A 20,993-nucleotide genomic window follows, 5' to 3' on the forward strand; every position below is an offset into this window, starting at 1 on the left:
GACCGGGGCCGGCGCAGCTCGTGCGGGTCGTGGGCGACCCGCCTCAGGCCCCGACCCGCTGCTCCGGGATGGAGAGTCCGTAGAGCGCCATCAGCTCCGGGCTGTCGATCCGGCTGCCGTCGGCCACCGAGTCGCAGGAGATGTCGACGATCTGGTCCTTGTGCGCCAGCAGGTACGGCCGGGCCCCGACGTCGGCGCTGGCCAGGGTGGCGATGCCGGCCCAGTGCCGGCGACCGAAGAGCATCGGGTAGCCGCGCAGCCCGTCGTAGGTGGCGCAGACCAGCACGTCCGGGTACGGCAGGGCGGTCACCCGCCGGACCGCGGTCACGGTCAGCCCGGGCATGTCGACGGGCACCACGACCACCGCCTCGATGCCGTCGTCGGTGAGGGCGGCGAGGCCGGCCCGGATCGAGGAGCCGACGCCGGTCCCCCAGGCCCGGTTGACCACCACGGTCGCCCCGGTCAGGTCCGTCGTCTGGCGGACCTGCTCGGCCGCCGCGCCCAGCACGACCACGACCTGCTCGCAGCCGGCCTCGCCCATCGTGTCGATCAACTGGCGCACCAGTGGCTTCTCGCCCTGGTGCAGCAGCGCCTCCGGTCCACCGATCCGGCGGCCCCCACCAGCGGCGATGATCATTCCTGCGATCCGGTTCAGCGGTGCCCCCTCGACCAGGGGGACGGACCGGGCGCAGCCGCGTCCGGTCCGTCCCGTCGTACGCACACCGGATGCAACGAGCGCGCCCGGGGCCGAGTGGCGGGGCAAAACGGAAATTTGTATAATTATGCCGCGTCTGCGTAGCAGTCGACGATGGACAGATCCAGCGGGAACCGGACCGGGGTGTCCCCGAAGAGCAGCGCGGTGGCCCGCGCCCCCGCCCCGCTGACCGCCGCGGCGACCGCCTCGGCCCGCTCGACCGGGCAGTGCACCACCACCTCGTCGTGCTGGAAGAAGACCAGCTCGGCCCCGGTGCCGGCGAGCGCCGTGCGCAGTGTGGCCAGCAGCGTGGAGGCCCACTCGGCGGCGGTGGCCTGGATGACGAAGTTGCGGGTGAACCGGCCGCGGGACCGGGCCGCCCGGGCCCGGGGCGACTGCGGATCGGCCCCGGCGTCCGGGTCCGCCTCCTCGCCGTCGGCGAAGCCGACCGACCCGGGCGGGCAGGTACGCCCCAACCAGGACCGCACCAGCCCACCCGCCTCGCCGGTGCGGGCGGCCGCCTCCACGTACCCGAAGGCGGTCGGATAGTTGCGCTTGAGCACCGCCAACGCCGGCACCGCCGCACCGCCGGTCTGCCCGTACATCGCGCCGAGCAGCGCCACCTTGGCCCGGGCCCGGTCGCCGGCGAAGGCGTCCCGGGCCAGCGCGGCGTAGAGGTCACCGGCGCCACCTGCGGCGGCCAGCCGCTCGTCGCCGGAGACCGCGGCGAGCACCCGGGGCTCCAGCTGACCGGCGTCGGCCACCACGAACGTCCAGCCCGGGTCGGCCACCACCGCCCGGCGGATCACCTTCGGGATCTGCAGCGCCCCGCCGCCCCGGGTCGCCCAGCGGCCGGAGACCACCCCACCCGGCACGTACTCGGGATGGAACCGGCCGGCCGAGACCCAGGCGTCGCGCCAGGCCCAGCCGTGCGCCGTCCAGATCCGGTAGAGCTCCTTGTACTCCAGGACCAGCGGCACCGCCGGGTGCTCGACCCCGCGCAGCACCCAGGCCCGGGTGTTCGGCAGCTCCACCCCGGCCCGGGCGAACGCCTTCAACAGCTCCGCCGGGGAGTCGGCGTGCAGCCGGCGTACGCCGAAGGCGGCGGCGATCCGGGCGGCCAGCTCGGCCAGCCGGCGGGGCGGCCCGCCGACCGGGGACGCCTCACCGAGCAGCTCGGCGAGGATGCCGTCGTGCACGTCGCCCCGCCAGGGCAGCCCGTTCGCCGCCATCTCCGCCGCGACCAGCGCGCCGGCCGACTCGGCGGCCACCAGCAGCCGGAACCGGCCCGGGTGCCCGGTCTGCCCGATCCGACCGAGCTGGTCGGCGTACACCCGGGTCAGGGCCGTGATGCCCGGACCGGGCGGGCCCGACGGCGGGTCGAAGAGCGCGCCCTGGCCGTGGCCGGGCGGCTCCGGCGGGCGGGGCACCGGGTCCGGCGGGACGGGCCCGCCGGTCAGCCGGGCCCAGGCCGCCGCGAGCGAGCGGGGCTCGCCCCAGCGGCCGGCGTGCCCCAGCAGCAGCGCCTCGGTCAGCTCGACGTCGTGGCAGCGTTCCAGCCGGACGCCGGCGCGCAGCAGCGTCGGGTAGAGCGTCGCGCCGCTGCCCCAGACCCAGCGCGGCCGCTCGGCGGCCTCCCGGGCGGTCACCGCGGCGGCCAGGTCGGCCACCGGCTCGACCGGACCGACCGGCCGCCCGGCCGGGTCCAGGGGTTGCAGCTCACCCCCGCCCCGCTCGTCCGCCACCACCCCCACCAGCACGAACCCGATTCTGCCTCGCCCCTGCGACACTCCCGGCCGCCCCACCCCGCCCCGCTCACCCACCCGCCCCGTTCGGCAGCGCCCTCTTTCACGGAAAGAGTGGCCATCCGACGCGGAATGGCCACTCTTTCCGTGAAACTGCGCCCTCGCCGACGCCCTCGCCGGCGCGCGCGGTTACTTGCCGACGCCGGCCGTCAGGCCGGACTGGACCTGGCGCTGGAAGACGACGTAGACGATCAGCACCGGCAGCATCGCCATGGTGACCCCGGCGAAGAGACCGGACCAGTCGGACTTGTACCCCTGGTTGACCGACAGCTCGATCAACCCCTGGGCGATCACCTGGTGCTTCGGCTCACCGGCCACCGACTGCATGAGCAGGGTCGGCAGGTACCACTGGTTCCACTGGCCGAGCACGTTGAAGATACCGATGCTGATCAGGCCGGGCTTGGCCATCGGCAGCATGACGCTGAAGAAGGTACGGCTGTGCGAGGCCCCGTCGACCTGTGCCGCCTCGGCGATCGAGTCGGGCAGCGTCCGGAAGAACGAGTGCATGAAGAAGATCGTGAACGACAACGACCAGGCCACGTAGACCAGGATCAGCATGAGGTGCTTGTTCGGGCCGAGCAGCGGCAGGCTGACGCCGGTGTTGTAGACCCCCTTGAACAGCGGCACCGCGGCCAGGTAGATCGGCAGGGTCAGCCCGGACAGGAACATCCAGTAGATCAGCCGGTTGCCCCGGAACTCGAAGCGCGCCAGGGCGTACGCGGCCATCGAGCCGAGCAGCATCGTCAGCGTCACGCTGAAGACCAGCACCAGCAGCGTGTTCAGGAAGAAGCTGTCGATCCCGGCCGTCCAGGCCCGGGCGAAGTTGTCCCACTGCAACGAGCGGGGGAACAACGACAGCGGCTCGCGGATCACCTCCGAGTCGGTCTTGAGGGCGGACATCACCACCCAGAGCAGCGGGTAGATCACCATGATCGCCCAGACCGCGAGGAACAGGTGCGAGAAGCCGTTGAAGATCCGGCCGCCGAGGCCGGTGCCGGTGGGGCGGGCACGCCGGCCCGCGTCCGGCCCGGCCGGCGGGGTCGCGTCGGGGCGCGTGCGTCCGGAGGAGTGGGTCACCGTGCTCATCGTCCAGGCCTCCTCAGAACTCGATCCGGTCACGGCGGGTGATCCTCAACTGGAGGGCGGCCAGCAGGATGGTGAAGATGGCCAGCGCCACCGCGATCGCGCAGGCGTAGCCGAACTGGCCCTTCTGGAAGGCGTTGAACTGGATCACCGAGGCGAAGATCTCGCTGGCGTGGTTCGGGCCGCCCTGACTCGGCGTCATGACGAAGACCAGCGCGTACATGTCCAACGCGATGAAGCCGAGGTAGACCCAGGCGACCGAGATGCTGTCCCGCAGCAGCGGCAGGGTCACCTTGAAGAAGGTGTGGAACCGGCCGGCGCCGTCCAGGATCGCCGCCTCGTAGATGTCCTTGGGGATCGACTGCATGGCGGCGGAGAAGAGCACCATGTAGAAGCCGGCGCCGCTCCACACCGCGATGAGCAGCAGCCACCAGAGCACCGCGGGGATGCCGAGGAACGGCTCCGGGTCGGCGGTGAAGGCGATCGGGTTCTGCGGGTCGACCAGCCCGATCTTGATGAGCAGGCCGTTGATCAGCCCCTGGTTGTCGCTGCGGTAGATCTGCTGCCACATCACGGCGATGACCACCAGCGACAGCACCTGCGGGAAGAAGAAGACGACCTTGTAGAGGCCGGACCCGAACACCCCGCGGATGCCGGCCCTGTCCTCGCGTCCGCCCACGTTGAGCAGGAACGCGAGGAACAGGGCCAGCGCGATCGTGAACAGCGGCACGGTGACCAGGAAGAACACGTTGTGCCAGAACGCCTTCCGGATCAACTCGTCGGAGAACAGCCGGACGTAGTTGTCCAGCCCGACGAAGCGCTGGGAATCCGAGTAGCCACCCCAGTCGGTCAACGAGTATCCCGCCGCCTGCGCGAACGGCCACACCACGTAGAAGAGGTACAGCGCGACGGGCAGGGCCAGGAAGCCCGTGACGAAACGCGCGACTCCGTGCCGCATTGGACTCACTTCCTCGACGGTTGTCAGGCGGTACGGGTCTGCTTCTTGATCGACGAGTCCTTGGCGACCTTGTCGGCGGCCGCCTGCATCTTGTCGACGAACTGCTGCGCGGTGAGCCGGCCGGCCATCAGCTCCTCGGAGAGGTTCTGGCTCTCCTTGTCCAGGTCGGCGTAGAAGTCCGGGAACTTCACCGAGATCAGGTCGGCGGAGGCGTTCTTCATCAGCGTGTTCGCCGAGGCCAGCGCGGTGTCCTGGACGTTGTCGCCGGAGCCCTTGGTGGAGGCCAGCGACTTGGTCAGCTCGGCGAACTTGGCCGAGCCGGCCTTGGACAGGATGGCCCGCAGGAACTCCTTCGCGGCCTCCTTGTTGGGGGCCTTGCTGGGCACCACGAAGCCCTCGCCGGAGCCGGCGAAGACGTCCTTGGCGGCCTTGTCGCCGCTGTTGCTCCAGTAGTCGGAGAGGGTCAGCTCGAAGCCCGGCGGGATGGTCGACGCCATCTCGTTCTTCAGCCAGGTGCCGACCTGGATGAAGGCCGCCTTGCCGTCGAGGAAGGCCTGCTGCGACTGGGTGTGGTCGAGCTTGCCCGGCAGCAGCAGCTTGTCCTTGACCAGCTTCTCCCAGGGCTGGAGCGCCGCGACGATGCCGTCGGCCTTCCAGGCGCCGTCCTTGAGGTTGTCGATGTCGATGACGGCCTGCTTGCCGACCGCCTTCCAGATGCTCGCGAACAGGCCCCAGCGCGGGTAGTAGCCGTGCACCGCGTCGTGCACGTACGGCGCCATGCCCTTGGCCTTGATCTTCGGCGCCAGGGCGAAGAACTCGTCCCAGGTGGTCGGGGCCTGCCAGCCCTCCTTCTTGAACAGCGCGGCGTTGTACCAGTTGCCCCAGACCGTGTAGGCCACGTTGACGACGTAGAACTTGCCGTTCTGGGTGCCGTCCCCGACGGTGCCGGGCAGCAGCGAGTCGGCGACGGTGCCCTCGCCGTCCCAGGCGGGCGCGGTGAGCAGGTCGTCGAGCGGCTCGATGGCGCCCTCGTTGATCAGGGTGCTGCGGTCCATCATGTCGGCGCCCGAGTTCATCACCAGGTCGCTGGGCTGGGTCGCCATCTTCGGCTGCTCTTCGGTCTTGATCTTCTGGGTGGAAGACATGTTGACCGTGATCTTCGGGTGCTTGGCGCTGAAGATGACCTTGTCTTCCTTGGCCCACTGGTCGCCCAGCCCGCCGTTGAAGACGACCACCTTGACGGCGCTGCCGTCCTTGACGCCGAACGGGTTGTCCTTGCTCTTGGCGGCGCCGCTGCCGCTGTCGGACTTGCTCGGCTCGCTGCCCGCGCAGGCGCTGAGCAGCCCGGCGGCCGGGATCGCGATCAGGCCGGCCGCGGCGGCGCGCTGCAACAGGGTCCGGCGGCTGAGGTCGCCGGACTTCTCGGGGGTAACCGACATCTCTGTCTCTCCTTGTGGTGTCGGGTCAGGCGGTCCGCCGGAGACGCCCGGCGTACCGCGACTCGAGGGCGAGGTTGTGCTCGTCCCCACCGGGGACGTTGGCGGAGAGGTAGATAGGGGGTACCTCCCCGGCCTGGTGGAACCGTCGTACGACCTCGGCGGTCAGCAGCTGCGCCAGCAGCGCCGCGGTGACCGACGAGACCGCACAGACCGCGCCGCCGCCCTCGAGCGGCAGCAGTGCGTCGCCGTACGGCGCGCCGTTGTCCAGCACGACGTCGGCGAGGTCGGCGAGCCGGTGCCCGGAGGGGTGCCGGGGCGTGACCCGGGCGGTGTGCTCGACCGAGGTGACCGCGATCAGTGGATGGCCGGCCGCCCGCACCAGCGTCGCCAGCTCGACCACCGAGCCGTTGATGCCGGACTGGGAGGCGACCACGAACACGTCCCCGGGCTGCGGCGCGGCCAGGGCGTAGAGCTGGTGCGCCACGCTCGGGTCGCGTTCCAGCTTCGGGTCGGCGAGCACGTCGCGGGGCGCGTCGCCGTGCAGCACGAGATCGTGCAGGGAGAGCCGGTTGGTCGGCACCAGGCCGCCGGCCCGGGCCACCAGCTCGGCGGCGAACGCCTCGGAGTGACCGGCGCCGAACGCCTGGAGCACGCCGCCGCGACGCAGCCCGGCGGCGATCAGGTCGGCCGCCCGGTCCACCGCCTCGACCTGCGTGTCGACGAGGCGGTCGAGCACCGGGCGGACGGCGTCGGCGTACCGCTGGGCACTGATCATGAGAGGGCCCCCTTCGCGGCCTTGTGCCCGTCGACGGCCTGGGCGGTACGCCGGAAGGCCGCGTGGGCGCGGTCGTGGGTGCGCTGCGCCACCGCGATGTAGAGCAGGTCGAGCACCACGAGCTGGGGGTGCCGGGCGGAGAGCGCGTCCGGCCGGAAGGTGGTGGCCTGGCTGGCCGTGAGCAGCACGATGTCGGCCAGTTCGGCCAGCGGCGAGCGGGGGAAGCCGGTCAGCGCGACCGTGGTGGCGCCCCGGCTGCCGGCCTCGGCGAGCAGCTCGATCGTCTCCCGGGTCTGGCCGGTGTGCGAGATGCCCAGCGCGACGTCGCCGACGCCGAGCAGCGCGGCGCTGGCCAGCCCCTCGTGCACGTCGCTCCACGCCCACGCGGCCACCCCGATGCGGTGCAGGCTGAACTGCATCTCCTCGCCGACCAGCGCGCTCCCGCTGGCCCCGAAGATGTTGACCCGGCTCGCCCCGGCGATCGCCACCGCCGCCTTCTCCACCTCGGCGAGGTCGAGCAGCGCGGCGGTGTCGTGCATGGCCCGGGTGTCGGCGGCCATGATCTGGTCGAGCACCCGGGACAGCGGGTCGCCGGGCTGGATCTCCCGGCCGATGTCCACCGTCCAGCCGGCCGAGCGGGCCCGGCCCGTCTCGGCGGCGATGCCGAGCCGCAGGTCGGCGTAGCCCTCGAAGCCCATCGCCCGGCAGAACCGGGTGATGGTCGCCGGGGAGGTGCCGCTGCGCTCGGCCAGCTCCACGATGGTCGCCCGGGCCGCCGCCTCCGGGTCGCTGAGCACGTGCTCGGCGACCCGGCGCAGCGCCCCGGTCAGGTCGCCGAGGCCGGCCCGGACCCTGGCCAGCACCCCGTCGACGGTCCGCCGCTCGGCCGGCTCGGCGTCCACCACCGCGGTCGCCGCGGCGGTCTCCACCTGCTGCTCGGCCATCGGCTCGCCTTTCGGAAAAGAGTGTTAACTGTTAGTGGTAAAAGTTCTTACTGAAGGCCCCTCCGTGTCAAGACCGTGGGTGAAGTTTTCAAACTGTTACCTGCCGCACGATCCGGATCTTGCGCCCCGGAGCGGGGCCGACCAGCATGAGGACCATGTCCGACACCGTCGTGGTCGGCCTCGACATCGGGGGTACGTCCACCCGCGCGGCCGCCGTCACCCTCGATGGCGTACGCCTGGGCACCGGCCGGGCGGGCGGCGGGAACCCGACCAGCCACGGCGCCGAGCGGGCCGCCGGAGAGCTGCTGGCCGCCCTGCGGGCCGCCCTCACCGGGGTGGACCCGGGCCGGGTCCGCGCCGGCACCATCGGGCTCGCCGGGGCCGGCCGGCTCCTCGCCGACCCGCAGGGCCGCGCCGCCTTCGACCGGGCCTGGTCCGACGCCGGGCTGCGCTGCCCGTACGCGGTGCACGGCGACGCCCTCGTCGCGTACGCCTCCGGCACCGCGTCGCCGGACGGCACGGTGCTCATCGCCGGCACCGGCGCGATCGCCGCGCAGGTCCACGAACTGCGCCTGGACCGCGTCGCGGACGGGCACGGCTGGCTGCTCGGCGACGCCGGCTCCGGGTTCTGGCTCGGCCGGGAGGCGGTCCGCCGGCTCCTGTCCGACCTGGACCGGGGCCAGCGGCCCGGCGACCTGACCGGCCCGGTGCTCGCCGAACTGACCGGCTCCCCCGCCGTTGCCGACCCGTCGCGCGCCACGGTCGACGCCGTGGTGCAGGTGGTCACCCGACGCCCGCCGGTGGAACTGGCCCGACTCGCGCCGCTGGTGGTGACCGCCGCCCGCGCCGGCGAGCCGGTGGCCACGGCGCTCGTCGCGGAGGCCGCCACGCTGCTCGTCGAGAGCGCCGGCCGGATCCGGCCGGCCGGCGCGACCGACCCGGTGGTGCTCGGCGGCGGGCTGCTCACCGGCGACACCCCGCTCGCCGACGCGGTCCGCGCCGAACTGGCCCGCCGCTGGCCGGACGCGCCGCTGCACGCCGCCGGCGACGGCGCCGCCGCGGCGGCCTGGCTGGCCGCCCGCGACCTGCCCGGGGTCACCGATCCGGCGGCCCTGCACGCGAGGCTGGTGCCCGCCGCGACCTGACCGTCGAGCCCCGGGCACGCGGACGCGGCGCCCACGCGGGCCGCGCTGCGCGGACCCCGGCCGAGGATGCAGCGCCCCGCGGACGCCGCCCCGCAGACGCGCCACCCCGGACGGGGTGCCACCCGGCCGCCGCGCCGTCCGAACATCTGGGCGCCAGCACACCGGCGCGAACGCCGACCTGCGCGGTCGGCCGTCTCGCGAAGCCCGGAACCAGGGGTCGCCGCCGACACGGAGGTCGTGCCGGACGCTGCAAACTTGATGACGCAGACGGATCACCGAAGACGAGGCATCGACGGCACCGCCGGCGACTCGTTGGCGACATCAAGTTTGTAGCGGGCAACAACCCGTCGCCGGCCGGCACGACTACGGGCGGCGCGGCTACGGGCGGCGCGGCTACGGCCGGCGCGACGGTGACCGGCGGGGTCGGCTCGGCCGTCCCGGACCGCACCTCACGGCGCGGGTCAGGCGGTCTCGACGAGCACTCCCGCGAGGCGGGGCCAGACGTGGCCGCGCCAACCGCCGTCGAGCAGGGTGAACGTACGGCGCTGGACGGAGTCGTCCGGGTCGAATCCGGAGTGTTCCAGGAAGAGCCGGGTGCCCCGCCAGGCCCACCGCGTCCGGCGCGGCTCGTCGATCTCCAGCACCTCGCAGTCGACCACCCCGTCGAAACCCTGCCCGGGCCGGGGCGTGGTGCGCAAGCGGAACCGGTGCCCGGGCAGCGGGCGGAAGTCGTTCGGCATCAACCCACGGGCCAGCAGATCAGAATCGGTCAGCGCGCGCCACATCCTGGCCGGCGGGTGGGCCAGGAACCGGTCCACCCGCCACGGTGGTCGGGTCACTCATCGGGCAGCCCGTCCAGCACCTCGCGCAGGTCGAGCAGGCGGGCCCGCCAGAACCGTTCGTACGGGCCGAGCCAGTCGGCCACCTCGCGCAGCGGCTCGGGGCGCAGCGCGTAGAACCGCTGCCGTCCGATCGGCTGCTCGGTGACCAGGCCGGCGTCCTTGAGCACCCGCAGGTGCTCCGACAGGCTGGGCCGGCGCATGTCGAAGTGGTCGGCCAGCTGCTGCACCGGCTGTTCACCCCGTTCGAGCAGCAGCCGCAGCAACTCGCGCCGGGTGGGGTTGGCCAGCGCGGCGAAGACGTCCGCCACGTCAGACCCGGGTGGACTGCAGGACGATGCCGTTGCCGTCCGGGTCGTCGAAGGTGACGTACCGGCCCCAGGGGGCGGTCCGGATGTCGCCGGCGAGGGCGACGCCACGCTCCCGCAGCCGGGCCACGTCGGCGTCCAGGTCGTCGGTCTCCAGCACCAGCCCCTTGAGCGAGCCGGGCGGCGTGGTCGGGAACCAGGTGACCAGGGTGAGGGCCGTCGCCGCGCCCTTCGGCGCGACCTGGACCCAGCGGCCGCCGTCCGGCCCCATCGGGTTGTCGAAGATCAGGTCGAAGTCGAGGACGTCGAGGTAGAAGTCCCGGGCCCGGTCCTGGTCGCTGACGGGCACCGAGACGAGCTGCACGTGGGTCACGGTCATGCCGGCCACAATAGGTAGGGAATTTCCTACCGGTCAAGCCTAACGCGGGCCGGCCGACGTGGTCGACCGGCCCGCGACGTGGTGCCGCGCGGTGGCGCGGGTGCCCCCGTCAGCCCTGCGGGTACCCCTGCGGCGGCTGCGGCTGGCCGTACTGGGCCTGCGGCTGGCCGTACTGCGGCTGCGGGCCCGGGTGGGCAGGGTAACCCTGCTGCGGCGCCTGGCCCTCGCCGTAGCCGGCCGGCTGACCCGGGCCGTAACCGGCGGGCTGACCCGGCTGGGCCGGCCAGCCCTGGGCGGGCTGCCCGGGGGCAGCGGGGTAGCCGGGAGCGACCTGGCCCGGCTGGCCGTACGGCCCGGCCTGGGGCGCGCCGACGAACTGGTGCGCCTGTTCCTGCTCCCGGGCCTCCTTGCGGGCCTTGAAGGCCCGCACGATCAGCAGGATCGGCAGGATGAAGGCGTAGATGAAGACGCGGTACCGGCCGCCCTCGAAGAGGAACATGAGGTAGAAGCCGTAGCAGAAGAAGATGATGCCGAAGACGACGTCGAGGACCCGCGAGAGGGTCGACTGCTCCTTGACCGCCAGGCCGATGACGACCATCGCGATGCCGCCGAGCAGCAGCAGCAACTCGTAGATGAGGAGAAACATGTGATTCCTGTCAATCGATGAAGGTGCCGGCCCACGATAGAGGGTCGATCATCGACCGCGCTGCCCCGTTGCCTGTGGCAACCACCACCTCACCACCACCTCACTTGAGCTGGCCGGCGGTGAGTCCGGTCTGGATCTGGCGCTGGAAGGCGACGTACACGGCCAGCACCGGCAGGGTGGCGATGGTCAGCCCGGCGAAGAGGCCGCTGAAGTCGCCCTGGTAGCCCTGACTGACCGCGAGCGCGGTGAGCCCCTGCGCCAGCACCCACTTGGAGTCGTCGCCCTGCATCAGCACCTGGGGCAGGATGAACTGGTTCCAGTGGCTCAGGAAGTTGAAGATCGCCACGCTGATCAGTCCCGGTCGCGCCATCGGCAGCATCACCCGGAAGAAGAGCCGGAAGTGACCACACCCGTCGATCAGCGCGGCCTCCGCGACCGAGGTGGGCAGGGTCCGGAAGAACGCGGTCAGGAAGAAGACCGTGAACGGCAGGGAGTACGCCGCGTACACCAGGATCAGCCCGGTCCAGGTGCCGAAGAGCCCGGCGTTGCGCACCACGAAGAAGAGCGGCACCAGGGCGAGAAAGACCGGGAACATCATCCCGCCGACGAACAGGTAGTAGAAGACCTGCCGGCCGCGGAACTCGTAGCGGGCGAAGACGTACGCGGCGGTGGCGCCGAGCAGCATGGTGAGGGTGAGCGAGCCGGCCACCACCACGCCGCTGTTGAGGAAGTACCGGCCGATGTGCGCCTCGGTCCAGGCCCGGGACCAGTTCTCGAACCGCAGCGCCCCGGGCAGCCCCCACGGGTCGGCGAGGATCTCGCCGTCGCTCTTGAACGAGCTGACGAACATCCAGAGCAGCGGCAGCGCGGTCAGCGCCGCCCAGACCAGCAGGAATCCGTGCGAGAGCAGGTTGCCGACCCCGCGCTCCCGGCGCGGTGGCCGGTCGCCGACCCGCTCCGGTCCGGGCTGCCGGCCCCCTTCGGTGGTGGGTCGTTCCAGGGTGGTCACGAGTACTCGATCCGATCGCGACGGGCGGTACGCAGTGCCAGCACCGCCACCGACAGGGTCAGGAACAGCATCACCACGCCGATGGCCGAGGCGTACCCGAACTTGCTCTCGCTGCCGAACGCGGTCTCGTACATCCGCAGGCCGATCACGTCGGAGGAGAAGTTGGGGCCGCCGTTGGTCATCTGCTGGACCAGGATGAACCCGTCCAGCGCGGCGATGGCCAGGTAGATCCAGGCGACCTGGACGGTGTCCCAGAGCAGCGGGACGGTGATCCGGCGCAGCGTGGTCAGCCGGGAGGCGCCGTCGAGCATCACCGCCTCGTAGATGTCGCGCGGGATGGCCGACATGGCGGCCCCGAAGAGCACGACGTAGAAGCCGACGTTGCTCCAGATCATGACGACCAGGACGCACCAGAAGGCGGTGCGCGGGTCGCCGAGCCAGGTGGGCGCGGGCAGGCCGAAGGCGCGAAGCGCGCCGTTGAGCAGGCCGTTGTTGGGGTGGTAGACCTCCTTCCAGAGCAGCGCGATGATCACCACCGAGAGCACCTGGGGGAAGAAGTAGACCATCCGGTAGACCGCGGTGCCGCGTACGCCGGTGACCCCGGCCCGCCCCTTGCGGCCGCCCATGGTGAGCATGGTGGCGAAGAAGAGGCCGAGCGCGATGGTCACGACCGGCACCACCGCGAGCATGATGGCGTTGTTCTTCACCGCGTTCCACACCTGGCCGTCGTGCAGCAGGGTGCGGAAGTTGGCCAGCCCCACCGGGTCTGCCTGCGCGGAGTAGCCGAGCCAGTTGGTGGTGGAGATCTGGAACGCCTGCAGGTACGGCGAGAGCACGAAGACGCCGTAGAGCAGCAGTGGCGGCAGCAGGAACGTGATGATCAGCGGGTACTTGCCATGTCTCACCAGAAGGACCTCTTCCCAGCGGCGGACCGGTGGGGACGCGGTCGGCGCCCCCACCGGCCGGGCGTCACGCGGCCCGCTTGTACTTCTTGATCGAACTGTCCTGGGCGATCGAGTCGGCGCCCTTCTGGCAGGCGTCGAGGAACTCGGCGGGCGTGCTGCGGCCGCTGAAGAACTCGCCGCAGGCGGCGTCGACCAGCTCGCGCTCCAGCTTGCGGTAGTAGTTGTTGTAGACCCAGTTGAAGCCGTTGCTGCCGGACGCCTCCAGCGCCTTGACCACGGTGGTCAGGCCGTACGGCAGCTGGGCCCCGTCGGTCGCGCCGGCCACCACGCTGAGGCTGGCGACCTTCTTCGTGAAGTCCTGCGCGCCCTTCTTGGAGAGCATCACCCGGAAGTACTCCAGGCCGCCGGCGACGTTCTTCGCCTTGGCCGGCACCATGAACGGCTCGCCGGCGGTGCCCCGGATCGCCTCGAACGGCAGCTTGTCGCCGCTGCCCAGGCTCGGCGTCGGCGCGATGGTCATGTCGAAGCCGGCCGGGGTGACCTTCGCCTGCTCGTTCTCCAGCCAGGAGCCGCAGGAGATGAAGGCGGCCTTGCCCTGGCACCAGGCGGTCTGCGACTGGACGTGGTCCAGGCCGGGCGAGCCGTCCAGGATGAACTTGTCCTTGACGATCTGGTACCAGGCGTCGGCCGCCGCCTTCATGGCGTCGGACTTCCAGGCGTTCGGCTCCAGGTTGTCGATCGCGGTCGCCACCGACGGGCCGCCGAACTTGATCGCGGTGGCGATCAGTGGCCAGCTCATGTAGCGGGGGTGCTTGCCGGCGTAGGTCCAGGGGGCGATGCCGGCGGCCTTGATCTGCCGGCAGAGCGCGATGTGCTCGTCCCAGGTCTTGGCGTACTGCCAGTTGCGCTGGGTGAAGGTCTTGGTGGAGTACCAGATCCCGTACGCCGTGTAGGTGTAGTTGAGGACCAGGAACCTGCCGTCGTACGAGCCGACCTCCACCGCGCCCGGCAGCAGCGTGTCGCGCACCTTCTTGCCGGGCTGGTCGAGGCTGGGGGCGTCGAGCAGCTCGGTCAGGTCGGCGATGGCGTTCTGGCTGACCAGGCCGTTGAAGTCGATCTGGCCGGCGCCGGAGTTGTTCACCACGTCCGGCGGGGTGCCGTCGACGAAGCGCGGCTGGAGCGTCTTGTTGATCTCCTGGGTCGCGGAGTGCTTGATCTCCGCCTTCGGGTACTTCTCCTTGTACATGGCCTCGTGGGCCTTGGCGTACTCCTCGCCGAAGCCGCCGTTGAAGATCACCACCTCGAGCGGGGCGTCCTCCTTGACCCCGAGCGGGTTCTGCTCGCTCTTGGTGCCCTTGTAGGCACCGGAGTCGCTCTTCTTGTCGTCGCCGTCGGACATGGCGCAGCCGGAGAGCAGCCCGGCGGCGGGGGTGGCGAGCAGGCCCGCTGCGGCACTGCGCCGCAGGATGTCACGTCTGTTCATGGCAGCTCCTCGGTTCGGGAACGGGCGGCCCGCCGGAGAACTGGGGGACGGCGGCCGCGGCGTCGAGGCACGGAGGTGTCGGTTGTCGCTCATCTTCAGTTGGACGAATGTTGCTGAAGAATTTCTACGACAGTGCGACGGGGACCACAAGACCCGACGACCGAACCGTTATCACCACCGGTCCGTACCGACTGGCATAGCCTGGGCCCATGCGCCGCCTGCGGCAGCTCGCCGAGCGCACGCCGGCCGGGCGGGAGCGCTACCTCGACCTGCTCCGGGCGCTCGCCATCACGATGGTCGTTCTCGGTCACTGGGGCGTCACCGTCATCGGCCACGACCGGGCCGGCCGACCGACCGGGCACTCCGCGCTCGGCGACCTGCCCCGGGCCTGGCCGCTGACCTGGGTGGCCCAGGTGATGCCGGTCTTCTTCCTGGTCGGCGGCTATGCCAACGCCGCCTCGCTGACCGCCCGCCGGCGCCGGGGTGGCGACGCCACCGGCTGGCTGGTCGACCGCAGCGCCCGGCTGATCCGTCCGACCACCGCGCTGGTGCTGGTGCTGGCGGCCGGCGCGGGGCTCGCCACACTCCGGCACGCCGACCCGACCCAGGTGCGCACGGTGGTCTGGTTCGCCACCATCCCCCTCTGGTTCCTGGTGGCCTACCTGGTGGTGGTGCCCCTCACCCCGCCGATGTACGCGCTGCACCGACGCTTCGGGCTGGCCGTACCGGTGGTGCTGGTCGCGCTGGTGGCGCTCGGCGACCTGGGCCGCCTGCTCGGGCCGGCCGGGCTCGCCGGAGGCAACTACCTGTTCGGCTGGCTGGCCGTGCACCAGCTCGGCTTCGCCTGGTACGACGCCCGTACCCCGGAGCTGCCCCGCCGCCGGCGGCTGCCGCTGTCCCGGCGGGCCGGGGCGCTGCTCGGCGCCGGCGGGCTGGGCGCGCTGGTGCTGCTGACCGTGCCCGGCCCGTACCCGGTGGTGCTGCTCACCGTGCCCGGGGAGCGGCTGGACAACGCGGCCCCGCCCAGCCTCGCGCTGCTCGCCGCGGCCACCGCCCAGCTCGGCCTGATCCTGCTGCTGCGCGGGCCGGCCGAACGGTGGCTGCGCCGCAGCGGCCCCTGGCAGGCGGTGATCGCGGTGAACGCGGTGGTGCTCACCGTCTTCCTCTGGCACCTCACGGCGGCGGTGCTGCTGGTCGGACTGCTCGACGCGCTCGGCCTGCTGCCCACTCCCGGGGTCGGCTCGGCGGCCTGGTGGGCCTGGCGGATCCCCTGGCTGGCCGCGCTCGCCGTGGTGCTGGCCGCGCTGGTCGCCGTCTTCGGCCCGATCGAGGCCCGCACCCGCCGCGTCGCGGCCGGCCCCGGCCGGCCCGGGTCGCCCGGGCCGGGCAGCGCCGAACCGGCCGGCACCGCCCGGCCGGGCGGGTCGGCCCGCGCGGCGGCGGTCACCGGGCTGGCCGTCGCCGGGTACGCGGGCGTGGTCGCCGGGCTGCTGCTGAACAGCCTCACCCGCAAGGCCGCCCCCGAACCGCTGGGACTGCCCGCCCCGGCGCTGGTGGCGTACCTGGCCGGGGCGGGGATGCTGCGGCTGCTCAGGTCTGGGTGGGGAAGCCGAGGTTGACCCCGCCGTGCCGGGGGTCGAGCCAGCGGCTGGTGACCACCTTGCCCCGGGTGAAGAAGGCGACCCCGTCGGCGCCGTGCGCGTGCAGGTCGCCGAAGAGCGACGCCTTCCACCCGCCGAACGAGTAGTACGCCATCGGCACCGGGATCGGCACGTTGATGCCGATCATGCCGACCTCCACCTCGTGCTGGTAGCGCCGGGCCGCGCCGCCGTCGTTGGTGAAGATCGCCGTGCCGTTGCCGTACGGGTTGGCGTTGACCAGCTCCACCGCCTCGTCGTACGAGCCGACCCGCAGCACGCTCAGCACCGGCCCGAAGATCTCGTCGGTGTAGATCGACATGTCCGGGGTGACGTGGTCGAAGAGGGTCGGGCCGAGCCAGTAGCCGTCGGCGTCCCCGTCCGGGGTGACCGTGCGACCGTCCACCACCGGCACCGCGCCGGCCGCGACGCCGGACTCCACGTAGGAGCGGACCCGCTCGGCGTGCGCGGCGGTGACCAGCGGGCCCATGTCGCAGCCCCGCCGGCCGTCGCCGGTGCGCAGCCGGGCCATCCGCTCGGCGATCCGGGCCACCAGGGCGTCCGCGACCGGCTCCACCGCGACCAGCGCGGAGATCGCCATGCACCGCTCCCCCGCCGAGCCGAACCCGGCGTTGACCGCCGCGTCGGCGGCCAGGTCCAGGTCGGCGTCGGGGAGCACCACCATGTGGTTCTTCGCACCGCCCAACGCCTGCACCCGCTTGCCGGCCAGCGCGCCGCGCTGGTGCACGTACCGGGCGACCGGGGTGGAGCCGACGAACGACACCGCCCGCACGCCCGGGTGGTCGAGCAGCGCGTCGACCGCCTCCTTGTCGCCGTTGACCACGTTCAGCACGCCGTCGGGCAGGCCCGCCTCGGTGAACCACTCGGCCAGCAGCAGCGCCGCGCTCGGGTCCTTCTCGCTGGGCTTGAGCACCACCGCGTTGCCGCAGGCGACCGCCACCGGGACGAACCAGAGCGGCACCATCACCGGGAAGTTGAACGGCGAGATCACCGCCACCACGCCCAGCGGCTGCCGCAGGCTGTACGAGTCGACCTCGGTGGAGACGTTCTCGCTGAACCCGCCGCGCAGCGCCGAGGGGATGCCGCAGGCGTACTCGATCACCTCCAGGCCGCGCTGCACCTCGCCGGCGGCGTCCGCGAGCACCTTGCCGTGCTCGGCGGTGATCACCTCGGCGAGCCGGTCGCGGCGGGCGTGCACCAGCTCGCGGAAGGCGAAGAGCACCGCCGTCCGCCGGGCCAGCGAGGCGTCCCGCCAGGACCGCGCGGCGCGCTCGGCGGCCTCCACCGCGCCCGCCACGTCCGCGGCGCAGGCCAGCGCGACCTGACCGGTACGCCGGCCGGTGGCCGGGTCGAAGACGTCGCCGTGCCGCTCCGAGTCACCGGTGGTCCGCTTGCCGTCGACGAAGTGCCCGATGCGGGTCATGCGGCCACCGCCTCGGCGACGCAGGAACGGATCGCCTCGACCAGGATGGCCAGGCCCTCACGGGCCTCGTCCTCGGTGAGGGTCAGCGGTGGCCCCATCCGCACCACGTTGCCGTGCAGGCCGCCCTTGCCGACCAGCAGGCCGCCGGCCCGGCACGCCTCGAAGACCCGGGTGGTGAGCGCCGGGTCGGGTTCGGTGCCGCCCGGCCGGACGAACTCCACGCCGAGCATCAGGCCCTTGCCGCGTACCTCGGCCACGCGGTCGATGTCGGCGGTGGCGGCGCGCAACCCGTCGGTGAGGATCGCGCCGACCCGCGCCGCGTTGGCCTGCAGGTCGTGGTCGAGCAGGTAGTCGAGCACCGCGTTGCCGGCGGCGGTGGAGACCGGGTTGCCGCCGAAGGTGGAGAAGCTGATCGCCGGCACCGCCTCCAGCACGTCGGCCCGGCCCACCACACCGGCCAGCGCGAAGCCGTTGCCGATGCCCTTGGCGAAGGTCAGCAGGTCCGGGGTGACCCCGTGCGCCTGGTAGCCCCAGAAGTGCTCGCCGGTACGCCCCCAGCCGGTCTGCACCTCGTCGCTGATCAGCAGGATGCCGTGCTCGTCGAGCACCTTCTTCCAGGCGGCGAAGAGCCCGTCCGGTCCGTGCACGAAGCCGCCGACGCCCTGGATCGGCTCGGCGATCAGGCAGGCCACGTCCCCGGCGGTCTGGGTGGCGAGCACCTCGCGCAGGTCCTCCGCCGCCGCCTCGACCCGGTCGGCGGGGTCGAGGCGGGCCAGCAGGCCGCGCAGCCGGTCGCCGGAGTGCAGCCAGGCCACCTGGAGCGGGTTGAGCGCGCTGGCCGACCAGCTCCGGTTGCCGGTCACCCCCATCGCCGCGTACGACCGGCCGTGGTAGCTGTTACGCACGGCGAGGATCTGGTGCGAGCGGCGGTGGTTGGTGGCGAACAGCAGCGCCGCCTCGTTCGCCTCGGTGCCGGAGTTGGTGAAGAACACCCGCGCGTCCGGGATGCCGGAGACCCGGGCGACCTTCTCGGCCAGCTCCACCTGCTGCCGGATCAGGTAGAGGGTGGAGCTGTGCACGATGCCGGTGCGCAGCTGCCGTTCGACCGCCTCGCGGATCTCCGGGATGTCGTAGCCGATCATGTTGGTCAGCACGCCGCCGAAGAAGTCCAGGTAGCTGCGCCCCTGCGCGTCCGTCACCCGGCGACCGGAGCCGGCGACCAGTTCGAGCGGCTCGGCGTAGTAGAGCGGCATCCAGGACGGGAGCACGGCCCGGTGCCGGGCCAGGAGGTCGTCGGAGGTCATGCGGCGCACCCTTCAGCGGCGGTTGGTCCCCCGCACGGTCCCACCGCCCGTCGGGCGGGACAACTGTCACGGTGTAGCGCAGCGACCCACCGGACCTGACAGCACGTCAACCGTCCTCGTTGCGGTTTCCGGAGCCACCGCGCCCGATCGCGCGGGTTTCCGCTGGCCCAAGGCCCGTGTCGCCACTCGATCCGCAGCACAGACGGCGGCGGCCTCCGCCTCGCCCGGCCCGCGGCGCGGACCGGGTCGGCAGGGCGGCGACGACCCGGCGGTGCCGGCGCGGCGGACCGGGCGGCACCCGGCGGTAGCATCCGCCGGGTGCGGACGACGGAGGTGGCGCTGCCGGCCGGGGCGGCGGGAACGAGCGCCGGACAACTCGCCGACGGGATACGGGACTGGATCGGCTCGCCGCCGGTGCGGGCGCTGGTCGGGCACTTCGGCGGCGACTGGCCGGCCGGGGACGTGCCGGCGGTGCTGGCCGGGCTCGACGACTTCTCGGCCCGGCACTGGGACTTCCGCGCCGGACGGGAGCGACCCGACGCCCGGGAACCCGCCTTCGACCCGGCCACCGTCCAACTGGTGCTGGACAGCGCCGACGCGCTGGGCCTGGTCCGGGCCGGCCGGCCCGCCCTGCCCCGGTACGCGCACCTGCTGGTGCTCGGCGGGCTGGCGCCCGCCTGCCTGCGCCGCACCGCGTACGCCGCCCACCTGGTACGCGCCGGGTCGGTCGTCGACGGCGAGGTGGCCGTGCTGGGCAGTTTCCGGGAACTGTCGGCCGCCGAGTCGCGGACGCTCGACACCGCCGGGCTGACCGGCTGCCGCACCGAGGTGGACGTCCTCGACGCCGGGGTCCGCGCCGCCTTCGGGGTGCGCACCCCGCACGAGGAGACCGGCGAGGACGCCGCGCACCCGCACCGGTCCTGGTCCTCGCGTCGCTACCGCCCGGCCGGCCTCCCGCCGGTGCGGGTGCTCGCGGCGCCGTCGAGCGAGCCGGACCGGCGGCGCGCGCACACCGCCGACACCCAGCGGTTCTGGGCCGAGCACGTCCGGCTGCGCGCCGGTGACCCCGTGCTGACCGTGACCGCCCCGATCTACGTGCCGTTCCAGCACTGCGACGCGCTGCGCACCCTCGCCGTGCCGTACGGCTGTGGCATCGACACCGTCGGGGTGGACCCGGCGCTGGCCGGGCCGGCCCGGCTCCCCGAGCCGACCCTCACCCCCGGGCGCTACCTGCAGGAGATCCGCTCGGCGATCCGCTCGATGCGCGCCCTGCACGCCGCGCTGCCGTGGCACGCGGACGGGCCGGCGCCCGGCGCACCGCCGGACGCCGGCCGGTGGGCCGCCGATGGTCAGTTCACGTAGACCGGGCTGCCGCCCGCGGTGGTGTCCTTCACCGGCGAGTAGCGGACGCTGAGGTACGAGGTGCTGAAGCAGGTGCTGGGTCCGGAGGACTTGGTCAGCGCCTGGTTGGTGAAGACGATCGAGTTGGTGGAGTTGACCGCGCTGCCGGTGAGGCCGGCCGTCTTGTAGACGCAGGTGATCGGGCCGAGCAGGGTGTTGAGCACGACGGTGCTCTGGATCGAGCCGGAGATGGTCACCACGCCCGCGCTGGTCACCGAGGTGGTGTACGGCAGGTTGTTGACGGTGATGCTGTTGACGCCGGTCGTGCCGAGCACGTTGGTGGTGCAGCTGCTGAAGGTCTGCGCGGTGAGGCTCTCGGTGGCCGTGCCCGGCGCGGTCGGGTTGGTCAGCACCTTGGCGCTGAAGCTGGAGGCGGCGCACTTCACGCCGGTGGTGCCGGTGGTGGTCGAGTAGAAGGTGGCGTTGGTGCCGGTGGCCAGGCTGGCCTGGATGACGTCGCCGACGGCGACCGCGGTGCCGCCGACGCTGCCGCGGGTCAGCACCGACGAGGCGAGCGTGGACGACGGGGACGCGGTCGCCGGGGCAGCGCCGAGCAGGCTGGTCAGCAGGGCCACGGCGGCGAGACCGGCGCCGATTCGTCCGTACCTGGGCATGGTTCTTCCTTCCGGTGGTGGAGCGGGATGGTCGGACCGCGCGGGCGGGGGAACGGCGCGCGGCCACCGTGCGCCGATGGGCGCACGGGTCGGGGACGCCGTCCGTCGGGGACGGCGCGGGGTGGGGCCGCCGGGTCCGGTAAGGGGACGGTCCGCCCGGGCGGCGGCGGGTGTCGCGGGC

At 72.6% G+C, this 20,993-nt stretch carries 20 protein-coding genes; 3 read left to right on the forward strand and 17 right to left on the reverse strand.

Annotated elements, in window-relative coordinates; all coding sequences use genetic code 11:
- Positions 1-43: 43 nt before the first annotated feature.
- The 7 genes from GA0070611_RS12325 to GA0070611_RS12355 form a co-directional block, all read right to left on the reverse strand.
- A complete protein-coding gene (locus GA0070611_RS12325; protein WP_091662887.1) occupies positions 44-637 on the reverse strand; it encodes a nucleotidyltransferase family protein in 594 nt (197 codons plus the stop codon).
- 143 nt (positions 638-780) lie between these two features.
- Positions 781-2,454, reverse strand: a complete 1,674-nt coding sequence (locus GA0070611_RS12330) for a bifunctional 3'-5' exonuclease/DNA polymerase (RefSeq protein WP_407940421.1) — start codon at positions 2,452-2,454, stop codon at positions 781-783.
- 174 nt (positions 2,455-2,628) lie between these two features.
- Positions 2,629-3,585 carry a carbohydrate ABC transporter permease gene (locus GA0070611_RS12335; protein ID WP_091662895.1) on the reverse strand — a complete coding sequence of 319 codons (957 nt, stop codon included), beginning with the start codon at positions 3,583-3,585 and terminating at the stop codon, positions 2,629-2,631.
- Between the two features lie 13 nt (positions 3,586-3,598).
- Positions 3,599-4,540, reverse strand: coding sequence for a carbohydrate ABC transporter permease (locus GA0070611_RS12340; protein WP_091662899.1), 942 nt, complete (start codon positions 4,538-4,540; stop codon positions 3,599-3,601).
- Positions 4,541-4,563: 23 nt separating this feature from the next.
- Positions 4,564-5,979 carry an N-acetylglucosamine/diacetylchitobiose ABC transporter substrate-binding protein gene (gene ngcE / locus GA0070611_RS12345; protein ID WP_091662902.1) on the reverse strand — a complete coding sequence of 472 codons (1,416 nt, stop codon included), beginning with the start codon at positions 5,977-5,979 and terminating at the stop codon, positions 4,564-4,566.
- 25 nt (positions 5,980-6,004) lie between these two features.
- Positions 6,005-6,754, reverse strand: a complete 750-nt coding sequence (locus GA0070611_RS12350) for an SIS domain-containing protein (protein WP_091662905.1) — start codon at positions 6,752-6,754, stop codon at positions 6,005-6,007.
- The gene (locus GA0070611_RS12355) at positions 6,751-7,698 is read right to left on the reverse strand and encodes a MurR/RpiR family transcriptional regulator (protein ID WP_091662908.1); all 948 of its coding nucleotides are present in this window, start codon (positions 7,696-7,698) and stop codon (positions 6,751-6,753) included. The genes GA0070611_RS12350 and GA0070611_RS12355 overlap by 4 nt, the downstream gene beginning before the upstream one ends.
- A gap of 155 nt (positions 7,699-7,853) precedes the next feature.
- Between GA0070611_RS12355 and GA0070611_RS12360 the strand changes: the two genes are divergently transcribed.
- A complete protein-coding gene (locus GA0070611_RS12360; RefSeq protein WP_091662911.1) occupies positions 7,854-8,843 on the forward strand; it encodes an N-acetylglucosamine kinase in 990 nt (329 codons plus the stop codon).
- A gap of 461 nt (positions 8,844-9,304) precedes the next feature.
- Here GA0070611_RS12360 and GA0070611_RS12365 read toward each other — a convergent pair whose 3' ends face one another.
- From GA0070611_RS12365 to ngcE (GA0070611_RS12395), 7 genes are all read right to left on the reverse strand, one after another.
- The gene (locus GA0070611_RS12365) at positions 9,305-9,682 is read right to left on the reverse strand and encodes an SRPBCC family protein (protein ID WP_197675913.1); all 378 of its coding nucleotides are present in this window, start codon (positions 9,680-9,682) and stop codon (positions 9,305-9,307) included.
- Complete coding sequence (locus tag GA0070611_RS12370; RefSeq protein ID WP_091662915.1) at positions 9,679-9,993, reverse strand: ArsR/SmtB family transcription factor; 315 nt, start codon at positions 9,991-9,993, stop codon at positions 9,679-9,681. The genes GA0070611_RS12365 and GA0070611_RS12370 overlap by 4 nt, the downstream gene beginning before the upstream one ends.
- A 1-nt stretch (position 9,994) precedes the next feature.
- Positions 9,995-10,369 carry a VOC family protein gene (locus tag GA0070611_RS12375; RefSeq protein WP_197675914.1) on the reverse strand — a complete coding sequence of 125 codons (375 nt, stop codon included), beginning with the start codon at positions 10,367-10,369 and terminating at the stop codon, positions 9,995-9,997.
- Positions 10,370-10,478: 109 nt separating this feature from the next.
- Positions 10,479-11,015: a DUF2076 domain-containing protein gene (locus GA0070611_RS12380; protein ID WP_091662925.1), complete on the reverse strand. Its 537-nt coding sequence runs from the start codon at positions 11,013-11,015 to the stop codon at positions 10,479-10,481.
- Between the two features lie 100 nt (positions 11,016-11,115).
- Entirely contained in the window at positions 11,116-12,024 is a 909-nt protein-coding gene (locus GA0070611_RS12385; protein WP_091662929.1) for a carbohydrate ABC transporter permease, read from the reverse strand.
- Positions 12,021-12,929 carry a carbohydrate ABC transporter permease gene (locus tag GA0070611_RS12390; RefSeq protein ID WP_091662935.1) on the reverse strand — a complete coding sequence of 303 codons (909 nt, stop codon included), beginning with the start codon at positions 12,927-12,929 and terminating at the stop codon, positions 12,021-12,023. Before GA0070611_RS12390 ends, GA0070611_RS12385 begins: the two co-directional genes overlap by 4 nt.
- Positions 12,930-12,993: 64 nt before the next feature.
- Positions 12,994-14,412, reverse strand: a complete 1,419-nt coding sequence (gene ngcE / locus GA0070611_RS12395; protein ID WP_091662939.1) for an N-acetylglucosamine/diacetylchitobiose ABC transporter substrate-binding protein — start codon at positions 14,410-14,412, stop codon at positions 12,994-12,996.
- A 209-nt stretch (positions 14,413-14,621) separates the two neighbouring features.
- On the opposite strand from ngcE (GA0070611_RS12395), the gene GA0070611_RS12400 reads away from it, so the two are divergent.
- Complete coding sequence (locus GA0070611_RS12400; protein ID WP_091662942.1) at positions 14,622-16,031, forward strand: acyltransferase family protein; 1,410 nt, start codon at positions 14,622-14,624, stop codon at positions 16,029-16,031.
- On the opposite strand, the gene GA0070611_RS12405 is transcribed toward GA0070611_RS12400, so the two are convergent.
- Both GA0070611_RS12405 and GA0070611_RS12410 read right to left on the reverse strand, forming a co-directional pair.
- Positions 16,003-17,493, reverse strand: coding sequence for a CoA-acylating methylmalonate-semialdehyde dehydrogenase (locus GA0070611_RS12405; protein WP_091662946.1), 1,491 nt, complete (start codon positions 17,491-17,493; stop codon positions 16,003-16,005). The genes GA0070611_RS12400 and GA0070611_RS12405 overlap by 29 nt on opposite strands.
- Positions 17,490-18,797, reverse strand: a complete 1,308-nt coding sequence (locus GA0070611_RS12410; protein WP_091662951.1) for an aspartate aminotransferase family protein — start codon at positions 18,795-18,797, stop codon at positions 17,490-17,492. Before GA0070611_RS12410 ends, GA0070611_RS12405 begins: the two co-directional genes overlap by 4 nt.
- Before the next feature lie 318 nt (positions 18,798-19,115).
- Here GA0070611_RS12410 and GA0070611_RS12415 point away from each other — a divergent pair, with 318 nt between their 5' ends.
- Complete coding sequence (locus GA0070611_RS12415; RefSeq protein WP_231921436.1) at positions 19,116-20,159, forward strand: hypothetical protein; 1,044 nt, start codon at positions 19,116-19,118, stop codon at positions 20,157-20,159.
- On the opposite strand, the gene GA0070611_RS12420 is transcribed toward GA0070611_RS12415, so the two are convergent.
- On the reverse strand, positions 20,147-20,812 hold the full coding sequence (locus tag GA0070611_RS12420; protein WP_091662955.1) for a Tat pathway signal sequence domain protein: 666 nt from the start codon (positions 20,810-20,812) through the stop codon (positions 20,147-20,149). The two genes, GA0070611_RS12415 and GA0070611_RS12420, sit on opposite strands and share 13 nt — an antisense overlap.
- Positions 20,813-20,993 lie beyond the last annotated feature (181 nt).

This window comes from Micromonospora auratinigra, from assembly GCF_900089595.1.
GTDB classification, from domain to species: domain Bacteria; phylum Actinomycetota; class Actinomycetes; order Mycobacteriales; family Micromonosporaceae; genus Micromonospora; species Micromonospora auratinigra.

Bases quoted from the DNA above. Each gene is read 5' to 3' on its own strand.
- GA0070611_RS12325 (WP_091662887.1), bottom strand. From the start codon at position 637: ATGATCATCGCCGCTGGTGGGGGCCGCCGGATCGGTGGACCGGAGGCG.
- GA0070611_RS12335 (WP_091662895.1), bottom strand. From the start codon at position 3,585: ATGAGCACGGTGACCCACTCCTCCGGACGCACGCGCCCCGACGCGACC.
- GA0070611_RS12340 (WP_091662899.1), bottom strand. From the start codon at position 4,540: ATGCGGCACGGAGTCGCGCGTTTCGTCACGGGCTTCCTGGCCCTGCCC.
- ngcE (WP_091662902.1), bottom strand. From the start codon at position 5,979: ATGTCGGTTACCCCCGAGAAGTCCGGCGACCTCAGCCGCCGGACCCTG.
- GA0070611_RS12350 (WP_091662905.1), bottom strand. From the start codon at position 6,754: ATGATCAGTGCCCAGCGGTACGCCGACGCCGTCCGCCCGGTGCTCGAC.
- GA0070611_RS12355 (WP_091662908.1), bottom strand. From the start codon at position 7,698: ATGGCCGAGCAGCAGGTGGAGACCGCCGCGGCGACCGCGGTGGTGGAC.
- GA0070611_RS12360 (WP_091662911.1), top strand. From the start codon at position 7,854: ATGTCCGACACCGTCGTGGTCGGCCTCGACATCGGGGGTACGTCCACC.
- GA0070611_RS12375 (WP_197675914.1), bottom strand. From the start codon at position 10,369: ATGACCGTGACCCACGTGCAGCTCGTCTCGGTGCCCGTCAGCGACCAG.
- GA0070611_RS12380 (WP_091662925.1), bottom strand. From the start codon at position 11,015: ATGTTTCTCCTCATCTACGAGTTGCTGCTGCTGCTCGGCGGCATCGCG.
- ngcE (WP_091662939.1), bottom strand. From the start codon at position 14,412: ATGAACAGACGTGACATCCTGCGGCGCAGTGCCGCAGCGGGCCTGCTC.
- GA0070611_RS12400 (WP_091662942.1), top strand. From the start codon at position 14,622: ATGCGCCGCCTGCGGCAGCTCGCCGAGCGCACGCCGGCCGGGCGGGAG.
- GA0070611_RS12405 (WP_091662946.1), bottom strand. From the start codon at position 17,493: ATGACCCGCATCGGGCACTTCGTCGACGGCAAGCGGACCACCGGTGAC.
- GA0070611_RS12410 (WP_091662951.1), bottom strand. From the start codon at position 18,797: ATGACCTCCGACGACCTCCTGGCCCGGCACCGGGCCGTGCTCCCGTCC.
- GA0070611_RS12420 (WP_091662955.1), bottom strand. From the start codon at position 20,812: ATGCCCAGGTACGGACGAATCGGCGCCGGTCTCGCCGCCGTGGCCCTG.